Here is a 19,971-nt window from a genome sequence, read left to right as displayed (position 1 = left end):
CATGTTACTTAGCGAAAGAGTACAATCAAAACAATTAAATTTATTATAGATATGAAAATCAAGCATTTATTTATTATTGCAGCATTTGCAGCATCTTTTGCAGCCTGCAACGACGAGAAAGATGACGACAAGTCAACGGCATCTGGCAAGATTCTGTTTTCAACAACGGTTACCAACCCCGACGGAAGCACGGGCAGCGGCTACTTGCAGGCAGTCGACAATATCAGCGGCGGCGTAAATTACAGCAACGCAAACGCCATTCCGCTTGGCTTCGGCGCATATCCTTGCGTTTGCCCAAGCGGCAACATCTATGTCTTCCCCGACTATACTGGCGGAACGGAACTGAAACTGAAGCGTTACGTTCTAAACTCAAGCAACCAACTGGAACTGAAAGGATCTATGGAACTTCCTGCAAACTCGAGCGCGGCAATCGTTGTAGAGGCAAACGCAGAAAAGGCTTATGTGGGCTGTCAGAGTCTTGACATGATTATCGTCTTCAATCCGCAGACGATGACCGAGATTTCGCGCATAGACCTTTCATCGCTCCGCAACGAAGGCGTGGCAGCATATCCTGGAGCACTCTTCATCCGCGACGGCATCTTGTACGTTGCCTTGGAGCAGTACAACTCACAGTGGATGCCATCGGAGAACGCTCTCGAGATGGCTCTCTACAACGTTGCCGACAATAAATTCATCAAGAAGACGCGCAACACTTCCATCGGTCTGTGCGCCCCTTCACGCCCGGTAGACAACCAGTCAATCTTCGAAGATGAGAAAGGCGATATCTACGTCAACTGCACAGGCTCGTTCGGCTATATTCCGGGACTCAACGGAGGCATTGCGCGCATCAAAAAAGGCGAGACGGATTTCGACGAGTCGTACTGCATAGACCTTACAAAGACTAAGGTTGAAGGCTTGAGCTGCGACTATCTTAACGTGATTATGATGTGCCGCTACGTTGGCAACGGAAAAATGTTTGCATACGGCTTTGCCTTTGCCCTCGAGCCAGACAATACAAACTCTTACCTTGCCCACATTGGCGTTCCGGTTATTGTAGATATCTACAACAAGACGATAAAAGTTATCGAGGGACTTCCGCTAACCAACGGACACGGCGTTGCTATGGGGCGCCATGGCAACAAGATGGTATACGGCTCGGCAAACACCGAGTATAACGGTTTCTGTACAGTAGACATAAACACAGGAGATATAGAAACAAAGGTGGCTACCGTAACAGGCTTTCCATCATTCTTTTATAGTTTTGAGTAAATAGTGGTGCTTTGGGGAGTGCAGACGGGATTTGTCTGCGCTCCCTTTTTCTTTAACTCGGGGACGGTGGAGTACGAGATTAACAAAACGTGCTCCGCTATTTTTTTGCACAATCGAAAAATTCGGTTTATATTTGCAAAATCAAACAGCGTTTTGTTTAACTCTAAAAAACTACGCACTTATGCAGATTTTAAAAGACAATGTCCGGAATTCGATAATAAAATATGCCGAAGAGGAGTTTCTTGAAAAAGGCTTCACCGATGCTTCGCTGCGCACCATCGCCGCCCGCGTGGGTATTAGTGTGAGCACAATATATTCGTACTACAAAAACAAGGACGAACTCATGACTGCCGTCTGCCGTCCGTTTATCGACTCGATGATGCAGATAACCAAGGAACGGCACTCCGAAAGCACCACCCTCGAGGACATGATGGACATTGAAAAGCAGCAGGAAACGGCTAAGTTGTTCATCAGTTTCGTAACAAAATACCGCGACATCATCCGCCTTATTCTCTACAAATCCGAAGGCTCAACGGTAAACAACTTCCGCGACAACTATACAGATGCCACCACCGCGCACATTCTTTGGTTCTTCGGAAAGATGAAGATGAAATATCCGCATATAAATACCGACATTTCAACGTTTTTCATTCATGCCAACTGCGCGTGGATGCTGTCAATCATCGGCGAGATGGCAAGCCACGACCTCTCCGACAGCGAGTTAGACAAGTTTGCAAGCGATTTTGTGCATTTCTCAACAAGCGGCTGGGCAAGTCTGTTTGGCGTAGATGTAAAATAAAAACACGACTTTTTTCAGGACGAATCCCCACTTTTAGGTATCAGAACGTAAATATTCCCTAATTTTAGTTATTGCCCATACTTGTTTTCCGCAGTAATTTTGCAACAGATTTAAAACAAAAAGTGTTAAGTGCCCGACAGAAAGACAAAGACGTGTAACAAATGCACGTCTCTTTTTTGAAAGTCAAAAGAACACTGTTCGGTTTTAGTAGAAAGTTGCATAACTTAAAACCATATAATTAACAAGTATTATGAATATCGAGAAGATAAACACAAAGTTCCGCAGATTCGGACAATTTGTTGTAAATCATCGCATAATCGTGATGATTGCGTTTGCCGCCCTGCTTGCTTTTTCGGTAGCAGGACTGAAACGTATCTATTTTAAAACATCGTTCGATACCTATTTCGTGAAAGACGACCCGATGATTCTGAAAACCAACGAGTTCAAGAGCATTTTCGGCAACGACTACTATGTTGCCGTATTGGTCGAGAACAAAGAGGGTCTGTTTAACAAGAAGAACCTCGAACTTGTTCGCGAACTGAGCAACGAACTGATGGACAGTCTGTCGTATTCCGAGAAAATCACGTCTATCACCGACCTCGAATTTATGGTCGGAACGGAGGATGGAATGGAACTGCAACAGATTGTGCCAGAGGTAATTCCAGATTCAAAAGAGGGGCTCGACTCAATACGCCAAAAGGCTTACAGCAAGGAATATGTGTCGAAGAAACTCATCAGCAAAGACGGCACTATGTCGTGGATTCTGGTAAAACTGCGCCCCTACCCTTCCGACAGTCTTTGGCGCGCACAAGGACTTGAGGCACCCGAAAACCAAACTGGTAGAGAGGCGATAAAAATCTGTACAAAAGACAAATACGCATCGCTAAACCCAAACATCGCCGGAATGCCATACATGAACTATGCCAAGGCTCAGTACATAAAAGGCGAGATGTCGCGTCTGATGGTCATAGCAATTATCGTTGCGCTGATTGTGATGACGCTTGTAACCCGCTCATTGCGAGGTGTTCTGATTCCTATCCTCACCTCAATCTCCGCACTTATTATCGCCATGGGAATTATAGGCTGGCTCGGGCTCTACCTGGACATGAGCACCACGATGATAACCGTTATGCTTGCCTTTGCCGTAGCAATAGCATATAACATCCACGTTTACAGTTTCTTCAGAACACAACTTATAAAACTTCACGACCGCAAGCAGGCTGCCATCGATGCCATTGCCGAGACAGCCTGGCCTGTTATCTTCTCGGGCTTCACAACGCTTGCAGCAATGATGACGTTCCTTGCCATGAACATTGTTCCGATGAAGGCGATGGGCATAAACTCTGCGCTTGCAATCGTGTCGGTTCTCATCTCGATTCTTGTAATTACCCCAATAATGCTTTCGCTCGGAAAGAAGGCAGAGAACAACAAACAGTTCGAAACATCGTTCGAGGGCAAGTCTGCCGGACTTTTCGAGCGTTTTGGCGGATACGTTCTGCGTCATTCAAAGAAGATTATCGTTGTTTCAACCATCATCACAATATTCTGTGGCATAGGCGTTTGCTGGATTGAGCCGGCATTCGACGTTGAGCGTTCGATGGGCAGAAAGGTTGACTATTCGCGCCGTTTTCTTGAACTGTGCGAAACAGAACTCGGAACGATGTACTCTTACGATTTGATGGTTGTACTGCCCGAAGAAGGCGATGCCAAGAAGCCCGAGAATCTTCAGAAACTCGAGACTCTCGAACACGAAATTGAAAAATATCCGCTGACAAAGCGTCACTCTTCGGTTCTCGACATAATAAAAGACATGAACTGCACGCTAAACGGCAACGACACAGCGTATTATCACGTTCCCGACAACTACGATGCGGTGGCACAGCTCTTGCTTCTTTACGAGAACGCCGGCGGCTCGGAATCTGAATACTGGATGGATTATGAATATCGACGTCTGCGTCTGCAAATAGAAATCAGCAACTACAACTCTAACGAGATTGAGAACGAGATGAAGCGTCTCGAGGCCCGCGCCAAAGAGCTGTTCCCGAATTCCGAAGTTTCTACGGTGGGCAATCTGCCTCAGTTTACGGTTATGCAGCAGTACATCACAAAGGGACAGATGTGGTCGCTTATCCTGTCGGCCGTGATTATCGGCGTACTGCTGATGATTGTCTTCGGAAACATCAGGCTCGGCCTTATCGGAATGATTCCGAACCTTGCGCCTGCGGTGTTTGTTGGCGGCATGATGGGTTGGCTGGGCTATCCGCTCGACATGATGACGGCTTGCATCATCCCGATGATTCTTGGTCTGGCGGTAGACGACACAATCCATTTTGTAAACCACGCACATCTTGAGTTCAACCGCAAACGAAACTACGAGCATGCCGTGAAAGCGACATTCCGCGTAACGGGCTTGGCTATCGTCATGACATCTGTCATAATATCAGCCACTTTCCTCGGATTCTCTGTTTCTGACGCCATTCAGATGAGACACTTCGGAACATTGGCGGTGGCTGGCTTAATTTCGGCTCTTCTTGCCGACTTATTCATCACTCCGGTATTGTTCAAAATGCTGAAAATATTTGGAAAAGAGGAGGAAAATTGACAATTCATAATTGACAATTGACAATTAAAAATGATAGTTCATAATTTTTTAGGAATATGAGAAAGATATTATTTTTGGCGGCTTTAGTTTTGGCTGCATATTCAGTTGATGCTCAGAATCTTTCGGGCAGAGACATCATTAAGAAAGTAAAGGATAATCCCGATGGCGACACTCGATATGCCAAGATGAATCTGGTGCTCGAGAAGGCCAACGGTTCTAAGCGCGAGCGCAAGGTGGAATCGTGGGCAATGGATATTGGCAAGGACACAAAGACGATGATGACATTCACTTATCCGGGCGATGTTAAAGGCACGGGATTTCTGACTTGGAACTACGACGAGATTGGCAAGGACGACGACAAATGGCTCTACATGCCTGCCCTCAAAAAAACTCGCCGAATAAGCGGAAGTTCTTCAAAGACTGATTATTTCATGGGAACGGACTTTACTTACGACGATATGGGCGACCGCAATGTTGACGAGGACACTCACAAATTTCTGCGCAAGGAGAAATGCGGCGGATTCGACTGCTATGTTGTCGAGTCTGTTCCGAAGGACAAGCGCGAGATTTATTCAAAGAAAATATCGTGGATTCGCAAAGACTGTTTCATGACCGTAAAGGTTGAGTTTTACGACAAACTCGGAAAACTTCATCGCGTACTCAATGTGCAGGACATAAAGCAGGTTCAGGGCTTCTGGACTCGCGGAAAGATGGAGATGCAGAATGTTCAGACTAAGCACAAGACAATCATCACTTTTTCTGACATGAAGTACAATCTGAAGATTGGCTCTGACATGTTTAACGTTGCAAAAATGGAAAAGGGAATATAAAAATGCGACTGCTTTTCTCATTATTTTTTGTTGTTATTTCCGCCGCCGTCTCTGCACAGGACGACGACGGAGATTTGAAAGTAAAAATTAAAGGTTTTGCCGACACTTACCATGCTGTAAGAACCGAGAGTCCGAACGATTGGATGTCGTCGCGCACTCGCTTGCGCGGCGAACTCTCGGTATCAAAAAACAAATCCGAACTGTTCTTCTCGGCAAACGCGGTCTACAACTCGCTTATTCCCGAATATTCGGGCTTCAACATTCGCGAACTCTACGTCTCGCAGCAGACTGGCGCGTTCGACATTCGCGCCGGACGGCAGATTATCACTTGGGGCGTGGCAGATGCGTTGCGCATTACCGATTTGGTGTCGCCGATGGATTACAGCGAATTTCTCGCTCAGGATTATGACGACATCCGAATACCCGAAAATGCGCTGCGCGTAAAATACAGCAAAAGTTCGTTTGCCTTCGAGGCGATAGCCGTTCCGGTTATCGAGACTTTCGAACTGCCGTTCGACCGCAACAATCCGTGGGCTGTATCGGTTACGGGCAACGACTCGGTTCTTTCTGCCGCAAAACCCGATTTCAAGATTAAAAATGCTGAATTTGGCGGAAGACTGTCGTGGTTTCTCAGCGGAGTGGATTTCTCGGTCTGCGCTCTCAGGACATTCAACAAGATGCCAGTATTCGAGATGAGATACAATTCTGAAAGTCACAAGGTTATCCTAAATCCAAAGCACAAGCGAATGACGATGGCTGGATGCGACATCTCGCTGCCATTAGGCAAATTTGTGCTTCGCGGCGAACTTGCAGAATATTTTGGCGAGGCTCAGCAACCTGACATCTACAACGAAGTTGTGTGCAAAAATACGACGAACGCGCTTCTGGGCATCGACATCTATCCGGGCAACGACTGGAACGTCAGCCTTCAGTATGCGCACAAATACATCGGCGGTTACGACCACAATTCGGGCATCAGTTCATACAGAAGTTCGGGCACGGCGACAGTCAGAATATCGAAAGATTTGTTTCGCAACACTCTGAATGTAAACACTTTCGCATATATAGATGTAACCAATGGCGGCGTTTACGACCGAACAACGTTCGACTATTCTGTAAATGATATGCTCCATATCGCTCTCGGCTTTGATTATTTCAATGCCGACAAAGGTATGTTTAAAATGTACGACAAAAATTCTGAAATTTTTGCCAAAGTTAAAATGAGTTTTTAAATGAAAGAATAATGAAAAACAAATCAGATCTTATAAAATTGATGGATTTTGCCGGAGGTTACAAGTATTTTACCATCGGCTCCATCGTTTTGGCGACGGCGAGCGCGTGTCTTGCTCTCGTGCCATTCGTATTCATTTGGAAAATCACCGGCGAAGTCCTATCTGTAATGCCCGATTTCTCCAAAGCCCAAAACATCGAAAACTACGGTTTTGAAGCCGTCAAATATGCTGTCAATGCGATGTGCGTATATTTTTGTGCGCTTGCTTGTTCGCATTTGGGAGCATTCAGAACAGTGGCTAACGTCAGAGAAAAATGCGTAGAAAAAGTTCTCAGAATGCCGCTCGGATATATCGAAAACGAGGGCAGCGGCAAAATCCGCAAAATAATCATTGACTCGTCGGCATCACTCGAAAATTTTATGGCGCATATCCTACCCGACCGAACTGTCGCAATCACAACACCGCTCGCAATGATTGCAATGCTACTTTATTTCGATTGGAAAATAGGTCTTCTGTGCATCGCAACCGTCATAGCAGGATTTTTCATAATGTATATGTTTATGGTGGGCAAAAACCTCAAAAAAGACATCGAGGCTTACAACGCCGCTCTCGAAAATATGACAAAGGAAGCCGTTGAATATGTGCGCGGTATTCCCGTTGTCAAGACTTTCGGACAGTCGGTGTTTTCGTTCAAAAAGTTCAAAAAATCCATCGACGATTACGAAAAATTTACCGTAAGTTACACCCGTCGTTTTAGGATTCCGATGACGGCTTATACCGTGGTTATCAATTCAGCTTTTGCAATTCTGATTTCGGTAGCTCTGTATAATTCAAGCAACGCCAACGACCCTGAATTTTTCTCCAACTTGCTGTTTTACATCATCTTTACGCCGGTGATTGCGGTAACACTTTTCAAACTGATGCACTCCTCAGAGGCGGATATGATTGTGGAGACAGCACTCAACCGCATTGAAACCGTCATCAACGTAAAAGAAAACCAAGAGGCAGAAAATCCTCAAATCCCGACAGATTATTCAGTTGAATTTCAGAATGTTAAATTTCAATATGAAGGCGCGACGAAAAACGCTCTGGACAATATCTCGATGAAAATTCCGTCCGGCTCTCAAGTTGCATTTGTTGGACCTTCGGGCGGCGGCAAAACTACTGCCGCAAGCCTTATTTCAAGATTTTGGGACGTTAAGGAAGGCGAAATTCTCATAGGCGGAGTCAATGTTAAAAACATCGCCTCTGAAAAACTTTCCGAAATTGTTTCGTTTGTTTTTCAAGACAGCAAACTTCGGAAAACAAGCATTTTAGAAAATGTAAGAATGGCAAAACCCGATGCCACTGACGAGGAAGTTTTGTCAGCCCTACAACGTGCGCAATGCTCCGACATCATCGACCGTCTGCCCGAGGGTGTCAAATCTGTTCTCGGCAGCAAAGGTACATATCTCAGCGGTGGCGAACAACAGCGAATTGCAATCGCAAGGGTGATGCTCAGAAACACACCCGTTTTAATTCTTGACGAGGCGACAGCATTTGCCGACCCTGAAAACGAGGAAAAAGTCTTAAAGGCTTTCGACGAAATTTCCAAAGGCAAAACCGTTATCAAAATAGCCCACAGACTATCTACAATCGTTAATTGTGACGAAATTTTCGTGCTTAAAGACGGCAAAATCGCCGAACAAGGCAAACACAGCCAACTCCTTGACAAACAAGGCATTTACAGTCGGATGTGGAACGAATATCAAAAATCGGTAGAATGGACTATTAACAATTAATGCATAATGCATAATTCATAATTCGTAATTAATGAAATGAAAAATTTGAAACAAAAATATGCCCTTTCTGACGAGGGCGCAAGATCGATGATAATTGCATCGGTAGCAAATATCTTTTACAATTTGGTGCTGTTTTCGCCCGTTGTGTTACTCTATGTTTTGATAAAGGACATTTTGGGCGATAGTCTTGAGGATAAAGCAACATTCTATCTGACAGGTATTTGCATTTGGGTTTTGTTGCTAATAGTAACAGCCATGATTCAGTACAACACATGTTTTTTCTCTACTTACAAGGAGAGCGGTGTGCGCAGAATCACGTTAGCCGAAAAACTCAGAAAACTGCCTTTATCGTTTTTCGCCAAAAAAGATTCTGCGGATTTAACATCGACTTTGATGGACGACGCAGCAAGCATTGAACAAGCTTCATCGCATTTTATCCCGCAATTAATAGGCTCAATAATAAGTACTTGCATATTAGCGACGTGTCTTTTTTTCGTTAATTGGAAAATGGCATTGGCTGCGGTTTGGGTGCTGCCCGTAAGCCTTGTGATTGTGGCATTGTCAAGAAAAGTTCAGTACAAACTCGGCAAGAAAAAGAGCATTGCCGCCATCGAAATGACCGAACAAATTCAAGAATGTTTGGAATCCGTGCGGGATTTGCGTCAAAACAATGCACAAGAGAGTTATTTTCAGAAAGTTAAGGCAAAAATCCACGAGGTTGAAAAACGTATGCTTTGGAACGAACTCGGCACAGGAATCTTTGTTACCAATGCTGAAATGCTTCTGAAATTTGGAATTGCAACCACAGCACTTGTCGGCGCAATGCTCTTGAAATCAGGCGAAATCAACGTGTTGATGTTCTTTCTGTTTTTGATAATAGTTTCGCGGCTTTACGACCCGCTCATAACTTCGCTCGAACATTTTGCAGCAATCATTGCGCTTGACGTCAATTGTGAACGCCTCAACGAAATTCTTTCTCACAAGGAGCTTCAAGGCTCTGAGGAACTTAAAGTAAATGGCGGAGACATTGTGTTTGAGAATGTTAAGTTCTCGTATCAAGATGGCAAAAAGATTCTCGACGGCGTTTCGTTCACTGCAAAACAGGGCGAAGTAACCGCTTTGATTGGTCCTTCGGGCAGCGGCAAAACCACTGTTTCAAGGCTTGCTGCAAGGTTTTGGGATATTGATTCGGGCAAAATAACTGTTGGTGGTCAGGATATTTCAAAGGTTGACACTGAAACACTTATGAGTCTTTACTCAATTGTTTTTCAAGATGTTACATTGTTTAACAACACCGTTTTGGAAAACATCCGTATTGGCGACAAAAACGCCACCGACGAACAGGTAAAAGCCGCAGCCGAACTTGCCAACTGCACCGAATTTGTGGAACAATTACCCGACAAATGGAACACCGTAATTGGCGAAAACGGCAAGAAACTTTCGGGCGGCGAACGTCAAAGGATTTCCATCGCCCGCGCCTTCCTCAAAAACGCTCCAATCATCCTTTTGGACGAGGCATCGGCATCGCTCGACGTTGAAAACGAGACACTTATACAGCAATCGATTTCAAAACTCATCAAGGGCAAAACCGTCCTCGTAATCGCCCACAGGCTGCGGACAATCCAAGGCGCGAACAAAATTATCACGATTAAGGACGGAAAAGCAACGGTATCAAAATCAGAAGAGTTTTTCGGCAATCCATCGGGAGGCAACATTTGCAATTCGGTTGCAGGATAAAATGCGTACTTTTGCACCGTCAACAATATAAAGCATCAATATGAGCGCGATTATAATCACACTTCTTATTCCGCTTGCCGGAACGATTTTCGGCTCTGCATTCGTGTTTCTGATGAAGAACGAGATGCCAGAACTGTTTCAGAAGATTCAGCTCGGCTTTGCGTCGGGAGTCATGGTGGCAGCATCGGTCTGGTCGCTGCTGCTTCCGGCTCTCGGAATGGGAAACGTGTGGCAGGTTGCAGGCGGACTGCTTGGCGGATTTGCCTTTCTGCTGCTTATCGACAACATCACGCCGCACATGCACCCGATAATAGGGCAAGAAGGTCCTAAAAGCCGATTGTCGCGCACTACGATGCTTGCTCTGGCGGTTACAATCCACAACTTTCCCGAGGGAATGGCTGTGGGCGTGGCAATAGCCGGCGCAACAACCGCCAACTTCAGTCTTTCTGGCGCGCTGGCTCTCTCGCTCGGCATTGCCATACAGAACATTCCCGAGGGGGCAATCATCTCAATGCCTCTGCGCAGCGCAGGCAACAGCCGTCTGAAAGCCTTCGTCGTGGGCAGTCTGAGCGGCATTGTCGAGCCAATAGGCAGCATTCTGGTTCTCTTTCTTGCATCCGAGGCAACCGCCACGATGCCCTACCTTCTGCCGTTTGCCGCCGGAGCGATGCTTTATGTAGTTATCGAGGAACTGATTCCCGAGGCATCGCAGGGCAAGCACTCAAACGTAGCAACAATAGGTTTTGCCATCGGCTTTGCCTTGATGATGGTGCTCGATGTCGTTATGGGATAGATACTTTTAAAACAAAACTGATATGAAAACAACCGTCTGGGACTTTTTCGCACCCGTTTACGAACGTTCAATGCACTCACAAAAAGGCATTTACGATTATATGTACAACCGAATCTCGCAAGTCGTTGCCGAGAAAGAGGTTCTCGAACTCGCCACCGGACCGGGAATGATTGCCAAGCACATTGCGGCATCTGCCAAAAACGTGATTGCCACAGATTTTGCGCCGAAGATGATTGCAACGGCAAAGAAAGGCTACGTTCCGCAAAATGTGCGTTTTGAAGTAGCAGATGCCACCAACCTGCACTTTAAAGAACATTCGTTCGATGTCGTGATAATTGCCAACGCGCTTCACATCATGCCTAATCCCGAGAAGGCTCTGTCCGAAATAGACCGCGTTCTGAAATCTGGCGGCACGCTTATCGCCCCAAACTTCATCTTTAACGGACGGAAAAATCTGTGGCAGAGGTTTCTGACCCTCATCGGCATAAAATTCGCCCACGAATGGACGGCGGAGCAATTCTCGTCATTCCTGCAATCCAACGGATGGAAAATAGAGAACTCAGAAACCGTGAAAGGCATGATAGACTTGCTTTACACAGAATGTAAAAGAGCATAAAAATCACAATTCATCATATTTATACAAGTAGAAGATTATATTCTTTTTCCAGCCCGGCTCTGCAGCGATTGCACGGTCGGGATTTTTTTATTCAGTCTGAAGCAACAAATCACCAATAGTGATTACTGGATAGCACTTTTCACTAATTTTAGTGATTGAAAAACATATACAAACAGAATAATTTTGCAGAACAAAACAAGACAACAAATTCAAAGCTTTATTATTAATTCTATTGAAAAAAGAGTAAAAAGATGAAAAAACATTTTCTGTTTTCAGTTTTTGCAGCAGTTGCAATCTGCACAGGCTGCACAATGGCAAGTTGCAGCAGCGACGACAAAGAGGAATCTACAATTCTCAGCAATCACGAACTTGACGGCACTTACATTGAGTTTTTCGAAAGCGAGAGCGCAACAAACAGCAAGTACGATGCCTTGTGGCTGTCAGAAGCAGCCAAGTGCGTTGGCAACGAAAAGGCTGCCGAGTCGGTACAGATGCTAAAAGGCTGCATGGCTGGCAACATTCACGGAGCAGAAGCCGTGAAAATTTATGGCGAAGGTATAAACAACGAGTTTCCTAACGGATATCAGTTCGACTGCCACTTCTCTAACGGCATAAAGAAAATGGTCATCAACGGCAGCAACATCAAAGGTCTCGACAGCAACGGAAAGACAGTTTTCTCTCACAACTACAAGTACATCGGCACCGACGAGACTATGGGATTCGTGAAGTATCAGACAACCGATGACAATAACGACGAGTTCAAATACTTCTTCTTTATGCCCGACACTCCAGAAAAGACTTACCACACCGAATTCCGCTACGGAAGCGACCCTTCGGCCCTTCTCGAGTTCTTCAAAGGCAACTACGGATACTGGATGTGTGCCGGCGTAAGAGAGGGCTACGGCACTGAGTGCGAGAACGCCATTAAGTTGTTTGTTTCTGAAAATTTGGGAGGTGAAGAATAAAATAAAGCCTAACTCTCTATAAGCATCTGCAATGAGGCGGCTGTATAGGCTACAGTCGTCTCTTTTCATTTTCCATCACATTTGGTTTTTACTGCCCGAAAAACTACGCAGTTATATGTTCTTCAACACAAGTGGCAAAGCTACATTATACAAAATAGTATTTTATTTTACAAAATTACTATATTTGCAGCACTAACTATTTAAATTCAATTACTTATGGTATGCCCATTTCAGTACGGCACGACAGCAAACCACCACAGATTCATAGATCGCACTTCTGATATTGCGCAACTCAAAGACTTACTCTGCAATGGCAAAAACGTAGTCCTGATGTCGCCCAGAGGATGGGGAAAGACATCGCTCATCAAGAGCGTGGCGGAGGAGATTGCGAAAGAAAACAACGACACAAAAATCTGTTTTGTCGATGCCTTCGGAATTAAGACCGAAGAAAACTTCTACATCAGACTTCAGGAAACAGTCAGGAAAATTCTGCCCGACACCGACGACACGCCGCCGCAATGCACACGCGATGACATCTTCAGGATAATAGAAGAAAAAGCCACCGCGAAAAACCTAAGACTGATAATCTGCATCAAAGAGTTTCAGCAACTAACCTACATTCAGAACTTCGATAAACTGGAGAAGGCTCTGCACACAGCACAAAAAGAACAAAAGAACGTGGTTTTCTGCATTAGCGGAAATGATAATGTGCTGATGACACAAACATTCGACACTTACAAGAAAGGGCTTTACAAATTCGGGCAACTGATTAAAATGCCACGGATTGACAAAACGGAATGGATAAAATACATTACAAGCCACTTTAAGAAAAGCGGAAAATACATTACCGAACAACAAGCCGAACTTATCTGCAACACTACCGAATGTAACTCGTACTATGTGCAGCAACTGTGCTTCTTTGTGTGGACATCGACAACAATGAACGTCGAAGACTTTACCATCGAACAGTCAATACAACAACTTGTAGATACCAACGCCCCTACATTCTACAATCTAACCGAAACACTGACTTCGGCTCAGGTTGCCATGCTCAAGGCGGTGATGCACGGCGAATATCAGTTTAATGCCGCAAAAATCGTTGAACAATATAACTTGGGAAACGCCCAGACCATAACGCGAAACAAGCGCGCAATGGTAGAACGCGGCTACATAGAGAAGTCGGACGACCATTATTCGTTCTGCGACCCTGTCTATGCCGTTTGGTTTAGGCATAATATGATGTAAGCATCGGCAATGCGCCTGTTATTCGGCATTCAGACAGGATAACAGACATAATCGTACAACCTTATCGTATGCAAAAAGAGTGTGGAACCCGTCTGGAATCCACACTCTTTTGCTTTTATTTTCTGAAAAAAGACTTTTACTTTACAATTTCAAGAAGTTCCTCTGCCGAAACAAGCTTCTGCTCGCCAGTCTCCATATTCTTCAGAGTGAGTTTGTTCTCGTTCATCTCGTTCTCGCCTACCAGGACGACATAGGCGATGCCCTTTGCGTTGGCATAACTCATCTGCTTCTTCATCTTGGCCGAATCAGGGAAAATCTCGCTCGAAACACCTGCGGCGCGAAGTTTTGCCAGAACAGGCAGACAATATGCAGCCTCCTTGTCGCCAAAGTTTACAAACAGAACCTTTGTGCTGTTTACAGCCTCTTTTGGATAGAGTTCAAGCTGATTCAAAACATCGAAGATGCGGTCAACACCGAAACTGATGCCCACGCCGCTGATGCCCGGCATTCCGAAGATGCCTGTAAGATTGTCGTAGCGGCCGCCGCCGGTTATTGAGCCAATCTGTACGTCGAGAGCCTTAACCTCGAAGATGCAGCCTGTGTAGTAGTTCAGACCGCGGGCAAGGGTAAGGTCGAGTTCAACCTCGTTTTTAAGGCTGAAGCCTGTAAGGGTATTCAGAACGAATTCGCACTCCTCGATACCCTTCAAACCTATCTCCGACCCGGCAAGAACCTGCTTCATAGTAGCAAGTTTCTCGGCATTAGAGCCGCTAAGTTTGATAATAGGCTGAAGTTTCTCGATAGCCTCAGCACTTATTCCGTCTTCTGCCAACTCGGCATTTACGGCATCAAGACCGATTTTGTCGAGTTTATCGATGGCTACGGTTATGTCAACAATCTTATCGGCTGCGCCAATCATCTCGGCAATGCCAGTAAGAATCTTTCGGTTGTTAATCTTTATGCACACTCTTGCGCCAAGGCGGGTGAACACGGTATCGACAATCTGCATAAGTTCAACCTCGTTGAGCAGAGAGTCTGAGCCTACAACATCGCCGTCGAACTGATAGAACTCGCGGTAGCGTCCCTTCTGCGGACGGTCGGCACGCCATACTGGCTGAACCTGATAACGCTTGAAAGGCAACGTAAGTTCGTCGCGGTGCTGCACAACGTAGCGTGCAAAAGGCACAGTAAGGTCGTAGCGCAATCCCTTCTCACAGAACTTCGATGCCAGTTTAAGGGTGCTTGTGTTGGCAACCTCGTCGGCTGTCATTCCGTGCAGGAAATCGCCCGAGTTAAGAATCTTGAACAGCAGTTTGTCGCCCTCTTCACCATACTTTCCCATAAGTGTTGAGAGATTCTCCATGGCTGGAGTCTCAATCTGCTGAAAACCGTAAAGTGAATATACCTCGCGAATGGTGTTGAATATATAGTTGCGCTTTGCCATCTCTACCGGAGAGAAGTCGCGCGTGCCTTTTGGAATACTTGGTTTCTGTGCCATTATATCGTTTATTAAAATTTCGTGCAAAGTTAATAAAAAATAGCATAAACATTTGTTTTATTGAATAAATTCGTATATTTGCGAAGAGTTGATTTACACTATGCTGACTAACTATGAGATGATAACTTAATTAACATAACCTTTAATCAAAAACTTTACCTTATGCAAATCTATAGTTCAAAAGAAATCAAGAACATTGCGTTGCTTGGTAATGACGGCTCGGGTAAGACTACCCTTACAGAAGCCCTCTTGTTTGAAAGCGGACAAATTAAGCGCCGCGGTCGCATAACTCAGCAGAACACCGTTTCTGACTATTTCCCGGTTGAGCAGGAATACGGATACTCGGTTTTCTCCACCGTCTTCCACGTTGAGTGGAAGGGCAAGAAACTGAATATCATAGACTGTCCCGGTTCTGACGACTTCGTCGGCGCAGCCCTCACAGCAATGAATGTTACCGACACGGTGGTGATGCTCATAAACGGACGCTTCGGTGCCGAAGTCGGAACTCAGAATCACTTCAGATACACAGAAAAACTGTCTAAACCTGCCATTTTCCTCATCAACCAACTCGATGACGAAAAATGCGACTACGATGCCATTCTGGAAGAACTCCAGACTATATATGGCACAAAGTGCGTGCCAGTACAGTACCCTATAAAGACAGGTCCCGACTTTAACTCGCTCATCGATGTAATATTGATGAAGAAACTTACATGGGGACCCGACGGCGGCTCTCCTACCATCGAGGATATTCCGGCAGAAGAGCAGGAAAAGGCGCAGATGATGCACAAGACTCTCGTAGAGGCTGCTGCCGAGAACGACGAAGGACTGATGGAGAAGTTCTTCGAGACAGAACAACTTACCGAAGACGAGATGCGCGAGGGCATACGCAAGGGCATGGTTACGCGCAGCATATTCCCTGTGTTCTGCGTTTGCGCAGGAAAGAACATGGGCGTTGGCCGTCTGATGGAATTCCTCGGAAACGTAGTGCCTCATGTTGACGAGATGCCTACGGTTCACAACACACGAGGCGTTGAAGTTCCGCTTACCGACGATGCTCCTACATCAATATATTTCTTCAAGACAGGAATAGAGCCTCACATCGGCGAGGTTCAGTACTTCAAGGTTATGAGCGGCATCCTGAAGGAGGGCATGGACCTTACCAATGCCGACCGCGGAAGCAAGGAGCGTCTGGCTCAGATTTTCGTCTGCTCGGGAGCAAACCGCGAGAAGGTTACCGAACTGCATGCCGGCGACATTGGCTGTTGCGTAAAACTGAAGGATGTGCGCACGGGCAACACCCTTAACGACAAGGATTGCGACAACCGCTTCAACTTCATCAAGTATCCTAACCCTAAATATACACGCGCCATTAAGGCTACCAACGAGGGCGACACCGAAAAGATGATGGCTGCACTCATCAGAATGCAGCAGGAAGACCCTACATGGATGGTTGAGCAGAGCAAGGAACTGCGCCAGACTCTCGTTCATGGTCAGGGCGAATTCCATCTGCGCACGCTTAAATGGCGCATCGAGAATATCGACAAGATTCCTGTTACATTCTATCAGCAGAGAATTCCTTACAGAGAGACCATCACGAAGGCCGCAAGAGCCGACTATCGCCACAAGAAGCAGTCGGGCGGAGCAGGTCAGTTTGGCGAGGTTCACCTTATCGTTGAGCCTTACAGCGAAGGTATGCCCGACCCTGTTTCATACAACTTCAACGGTCAGGAGATACGCGTAACGATGAAGGGCAAGGAGGAGGTAACCCTCGACTGGGGCGGCAAGCTCGTATTCATCAACAGCGTCGTTGGCGGTGCTATCGATACGCGTTTCATGCCTGCCATCATGAAGGGTATCATGAGCCGTCTGGAACAAGGACCGCTAACAGGTTCGGCAGCCTGCAACGTGCGCGTTGTTGTGTACGACGGCAAGATGCACCCGGTTGACAGTAACGAACTCTCGTTCATGTTGGCGGCTCGTCAGGCATTCAGCGAGGCGTTCAAGAATGCCGGTCCTAAGATTCTTGAGCCTATCTACGATGTCGAAGTCTTCGTGCCTTCCGACAAGATGGGCGACGTGATGAGCGACCTTCAGGGACGACGCGGAATGATTATAGGCATGAGTTCGGAGAACGGCTACGAGAAGATTCAGGCAAAAGTTCCGTTGAACGAGATGTCAACTTACTCTACTTCGCTCAGTTCGTTGAGCGGCGGACGCGCCTCTTTCATCATGAAGTTTGCAAGCTACGAGCTCGTTCCTAACGACATTCAGCAGCAGCTTATTGCCGAACACGCAAAAGAGGAAGAAGAATAAGATTACAACGAAGGAGAAAGTTGGAAAGCCTCACCTGTTGGCAGAAATGCCGCAGGGAGGCTTTTTTGCATCTATATGCCAGTTCGTCATAAGAATCACCGTTTTTTAGGAAATGTATTTTTCGGAACGATGCTGAAAGCACTTTCTATTAAGCCAGCATTTTGAAAAACAAGGGCGGAAAAACGAAAGAGTTGATTCTCCGTTTTTCCGCCCTGTTGTTTATTTTGCAAAACCTATGTATTACAAATGTACTTATTGTAACCATTGGATTCTGTCATACTTTTCAACATTTGATTCATATATATACTTCTTGATATTATCATCAAGAAGTTTTCCTTCAATAATTCCATCTTTTAACAAATTCAAATCAAACGACATGAAATGTTTATCGAGAAAATCATTTATATAAAGTTTATTATCTTCAACAACAACTTTTCTCAGTTCAGACGAAAAGAAAACCTCATCTGGATATATTCTAAAAACGACCCTTTCCGCAATTGGATTTTTCTTTTTATCATAAAGAGTTAGTTTTAGTCTAAAATCAGAAGTCGAGAAATGACAAGTGAATTTAAGCCTTACATTCCATTCCTTGATAAACATTGACCTTAAAAGCCATTCATTTTTACATCCATTTTGTTGGAACACGTTTATTAGCGACAAGAGTTCATCTATATGTATATCATAATAATCAGCGACTCTTACCAAGCCTTTTCTCAGCAAATCAAGATACAGTTGAATTCTTTTATTCTCATCCCTTAATGCCTGATATTCCTTTATATCTTGTTCTGTCCAATGTATTGTTATTTCGAAAATACTTGGAGCACATCTTTTACATGAATCTTCATTTGTAGATATAACCACGTTGATATGGTTGAATGTTCCATCTGTTGGGATTTTTAACTTACGTACATTTTTGGACATCCAGTTGCTAATAAATCGGGTATTATAGGAAAATATATCCTCAAATTCTTCTGAAAAAGAATAATCACAACCTAAATATATATATCTTAAATTCATAAATTATAAAAAAATGTATAAATATAGAACGACAATAATGGCGATATATTATACCGCCATTATTATTCAACTAAGGTCTAACATGTTTCTTTTTATCTAATTCTCCTTTTTCACGTAAATCCTTACTTCTATTCCTTTCGTATTCTAGAATATTTTTACGGGCATTTGGACCTGCAGGCCCGAACAAGGTGGGAATTGTTTTACATCTATAGTTTTGATAAGTTTGGCAGATTATTTACTTTTGCATCTGCAATTTTACCGCAATACCCAAAATATATGAACCGCATATTTGCACTTGTTTTCTTTTTGTTTTCTGTCAACATTTATGCACAAACGATGTTGCCCGAAACCATCCGTCCCGATAGTTTGTCTATGATTTCGTTTTGTCAGAAGAACGACTCGACAATAGCCATGAATTTTGTCATAAACCACCGCACACATACCGAAGAATATCAAATAATAGACAGAATTCCTTTCGACGAATACGTCCCAAGGTTTCTCGAAAGATATCAAAACAGTCTGATTTTCATTAACGGAAAAGGACAGCATTACAGACTGCTCACCGTCTTTACGCTCGTTGGCGAAATAATCGTAAAAGACTTGTACGAAAATGAGTTGGAAATAAACAGAAACAGAGCAGACGAAAGCTATCTGTTCTTTTATCAAGGTTCGCCAATAAAAATCGTCACCTCGACAGACGGCAAAGTTAAATTTAAGCAACTTAATCCAAAGCATAAGACGAATTTCGCTTCAGACGAAGTCAATTACATTTCTTGCAGCAATAAGGGTTTCGAACTTGTTCTAACAAACGGGGAAACCTTGAAAGTGAAATAAGCCTTTCACATAAAGGAAGCCATAGGGTTCAACGTGACTTTTTGGGAAGACTCAAATGTGTTTATGGATAATAAAGCCTTATTTTTTTTCACTACTGTCCGGAATATTTATGCAATTATGCAAAACTGTCAAAAAGCGACAACTGGCGCATGTCTTCGTCTACCGTATCGGTCATGTCGATTTTGCTGAACAGTTCCGTCAATGGTATCTGCTCTAAAAGTACAAGACCTATGGCTTGGGAGAAGATGTAAAGTTCCTGCTCAATATTATAGACTTTGCGGGCAATAAGCAAAAGCAGATAGTCGCATACGGCAATCCAAATTTGTGTGAATACTGCATTCTGGCTGGTTCCGAAGAACGATTTTATGCGCAGATGCTGCTTTATCCACTTGAAGAACAACTCTACCTGCCAGCGTTCACGGTACAGCTCTGCAATC

At 44.7% G+C, this 19,971-nt stretch carries 16 protein-coding genes; 13 read left to right on the top strand and 3 right to left on the bottom strand.

Annotated elements, in window-relative coordinates; all coding sequences use genetic code 11:
- Window positions 1-51: 51 nt before the first annotated feature.
- From T538_RS0111910 to T538_RS0111860, 11 genes are all read left to right on the top strand, one after another.
- Window positions 52-1,269, top strand: coding sequence for a hypothetical protein (locus T538_RS0111910; protein WP_031534007.1), 1,218 nt, complete (start codon window positions 52-54; stop codon window positions 1,267-1,269).
- 181 nt (window positions 1,270-1,450) lie between these two features.
- Complete coding sequence (locus T538_RS0111905) at window positions 1,451-2,068, top strand: TetR/AcrR family transcriptional regulator (RefSeq protein WP_031534006.1); 618 nt, start codon at window positions 1,451-1,453, stop codon at window positions 2,066-2,068.
- 250 nt (window positions 2,069-2,318) lie between these two features.
- The gene (locus T538_RS0111900; RefSeq protein WP_031534005.1) at window positions 2,319-4,670 is read left to right on the top strand and encodes an efflux RND transporter permease subunit; all 2,352 of its coding nucleotides are present in this window, start codon (window positions 2,319-2,321) and stop codon (window positions 4,668-4,670) included.
- Between the two features lie 56 nt (window positions 4,671-4,726).
- Window positions 4,727-5,500: an outer membrane lipoprotein-sorting protein gene (locus tag T538_RS0111895; RefSeq protein ID WP_031534004.1), complete on the top strand. Its 774-nt coding sequence runs from the start codon at window positions 4,727-4,729 to the stop codon at window positions 5,498-5,500.
- A gap of 2 nt (window positions 5,501-5,502) precedes the next feature.
- Window positions 5,503-6,732: a DUF1302 family protein gene (locus tag T538_RS0111890; RefSeq protein WP_231497108.1), complete on the top strand. Its 1,230-nt coding sequence runs from the start codon at window positions 5,503-5,505 to the stop codon at window positions 6,730-6,732.
- Between the two features lie 11 nt (window positions 6,733-6,743).
- On the top strand, window positions 6,744-8,513 hold the full coding sequence (locus tag T538_RS0111885; RefSeq protein ID WP_031534002.1) for an ABC transporter ATP-binding protein: 1,770 nt from the start codon (window positions 6,744-6,746) through the stop codon (window positions 8,511-8,513).
- A gap of 36 nt (window positions 8,514-8,549) precedes the next feature.
- Entirely contained in the window at window positions 8,550-10,250 is a 1,701-nt protein-coding gene (locus T538_RS0111880) for an ABC transporter ATP-binding protein (RefSeq protein ID WP_051656065.1), read from the top strand.
- 40 nt (window positions 10,251-10,290) lie between these two features.
- Window positions 10,291-11,043, top strand: coding sequence for a ZIP family metal transporter (locus T538_RS0111875; RefSeq protein ID WP_031534000.1), 753 nt, complete (start codon window positions 10,291-10,293; stop codon window positions 11,041-11,043).
- Window positions 11,044-11,065: 22 nt separating this feature from the next.
- A complete protein-coding gene (locus T538_RS0111870; RefSeq protein WP_031533999.1) occupies window positions 11,066-11,659 on the top strand; it encodes a class I SAM-dependent methyltransferase in 594 nt (197 codons plus the stop codon).
- A gap of 251 nt (window positions 11,660-11,910) precedes the next feature.
- Window positions 11,911-12,624, top strand: coding sequence for a hypothetical protein (locus T538_RS0111865; protein ID WP_155993166.1), 714 nt, complete (start codon window positions 11,911-11,913; stop codon window positions 12,622-12,624).
- Window positions 12,625-12,840: 216 nt separating this feature from the next.
- On the top strand, window positions 12,841-13,869 hold the full coding sequence (locus tag T538_RS0111860) for an AAA family ATPase (protein WP_031533997.1): 1,029 nt from the start codon (window positions 12,841-12,843) through the stop codon (window positions 13,867-13,869).
- Between the two features lie 136 nt (window positions 13,870-14,005).
- Here the strand turns inward: T538_RS0111860 and hisS are convergent, their stop codons facing one another.
- Entirely contained in the window at window positions 14,006-15,367 is a 1,362-nt protein-coding gene (gene hisS, locus T538_RS0111855; RefSeq protein ID WP_031533996.1) for a histidine--tRNA ligase, read from the bottom strand.
- 162 nt (window positions 15,368-15,529) lie between these two features.
- Between hisS and T538_RS0111850 the strand changes: the two genes are divergently transcribed.
- Entirely contained in the window at window positions 15,530-17,683 is a 2,154-nt protein-coding gene (locus tag T538_RS0111850) for an elongation factor G (RefSeq protein WP_031533995.1), read from the top strand.
- A 252-nt stretch (window positions 17,684-17,935) separates the two neighbouring features.
- Here T538_RS0111850 and T538_RS0111845 read toward each other — a convergent pair whose 3' ends face one another.
- Window positions 17,936-18,700 carry a hypothetical protein gene (locus T538_RS0111845; protein ID WP_155993164.1) on the bottom strand — a complete coding sequence of 255 codons (765 nt, stop codon included), beginning with the start codon at window positions 18,698-18,700 and terminating at the stop codon, window positions 17,936-17,938.
- Window positions 18,701-19,036: 336 nt separating this feature from the next.
- On the opposite strand from T538_RS0111845, the gene T538_RS0111840 reads away from it, so the two are divergent.
- Window positions 19,037-19,534 (top strand): hypothetical protein, encoded by a 498-nt coding sequence (locus tag T538_RS0111840; protein WP_155993162.1) that lies wholly within the window; start codon window positions 19,037-19,039, stop codon window positions 19,532-19,534.
- A 115-nt stretch (window positions 19,535-19,649) separates the two neighbouring features.
- On the opposite strand, the gene T538_RS18990 is transcribed toward T538_RS0111840, so the two are convergent.
- Window positions 19,650-19,971: IS4 family transposase (locus T538_RS18990; RefSeq protein WP_031541296.1), on the bottom strand; the 322-nt coding region annotated here is incomplete at its 5' end.

Source organism: Bacteroides sp. Ga6A2 (assembly GCF_000702225.1).
Lineage (GTDB): Bacteria > Bacteroidota > Bacteroidia > Bacteroidales > Bacteroidaceae > Ga6A1.
The sequence above is the reverse complement of the archived record's forward strand: the minus strand, read 5'-3'. Positions and strand labels throughout refer to the sequence as shown.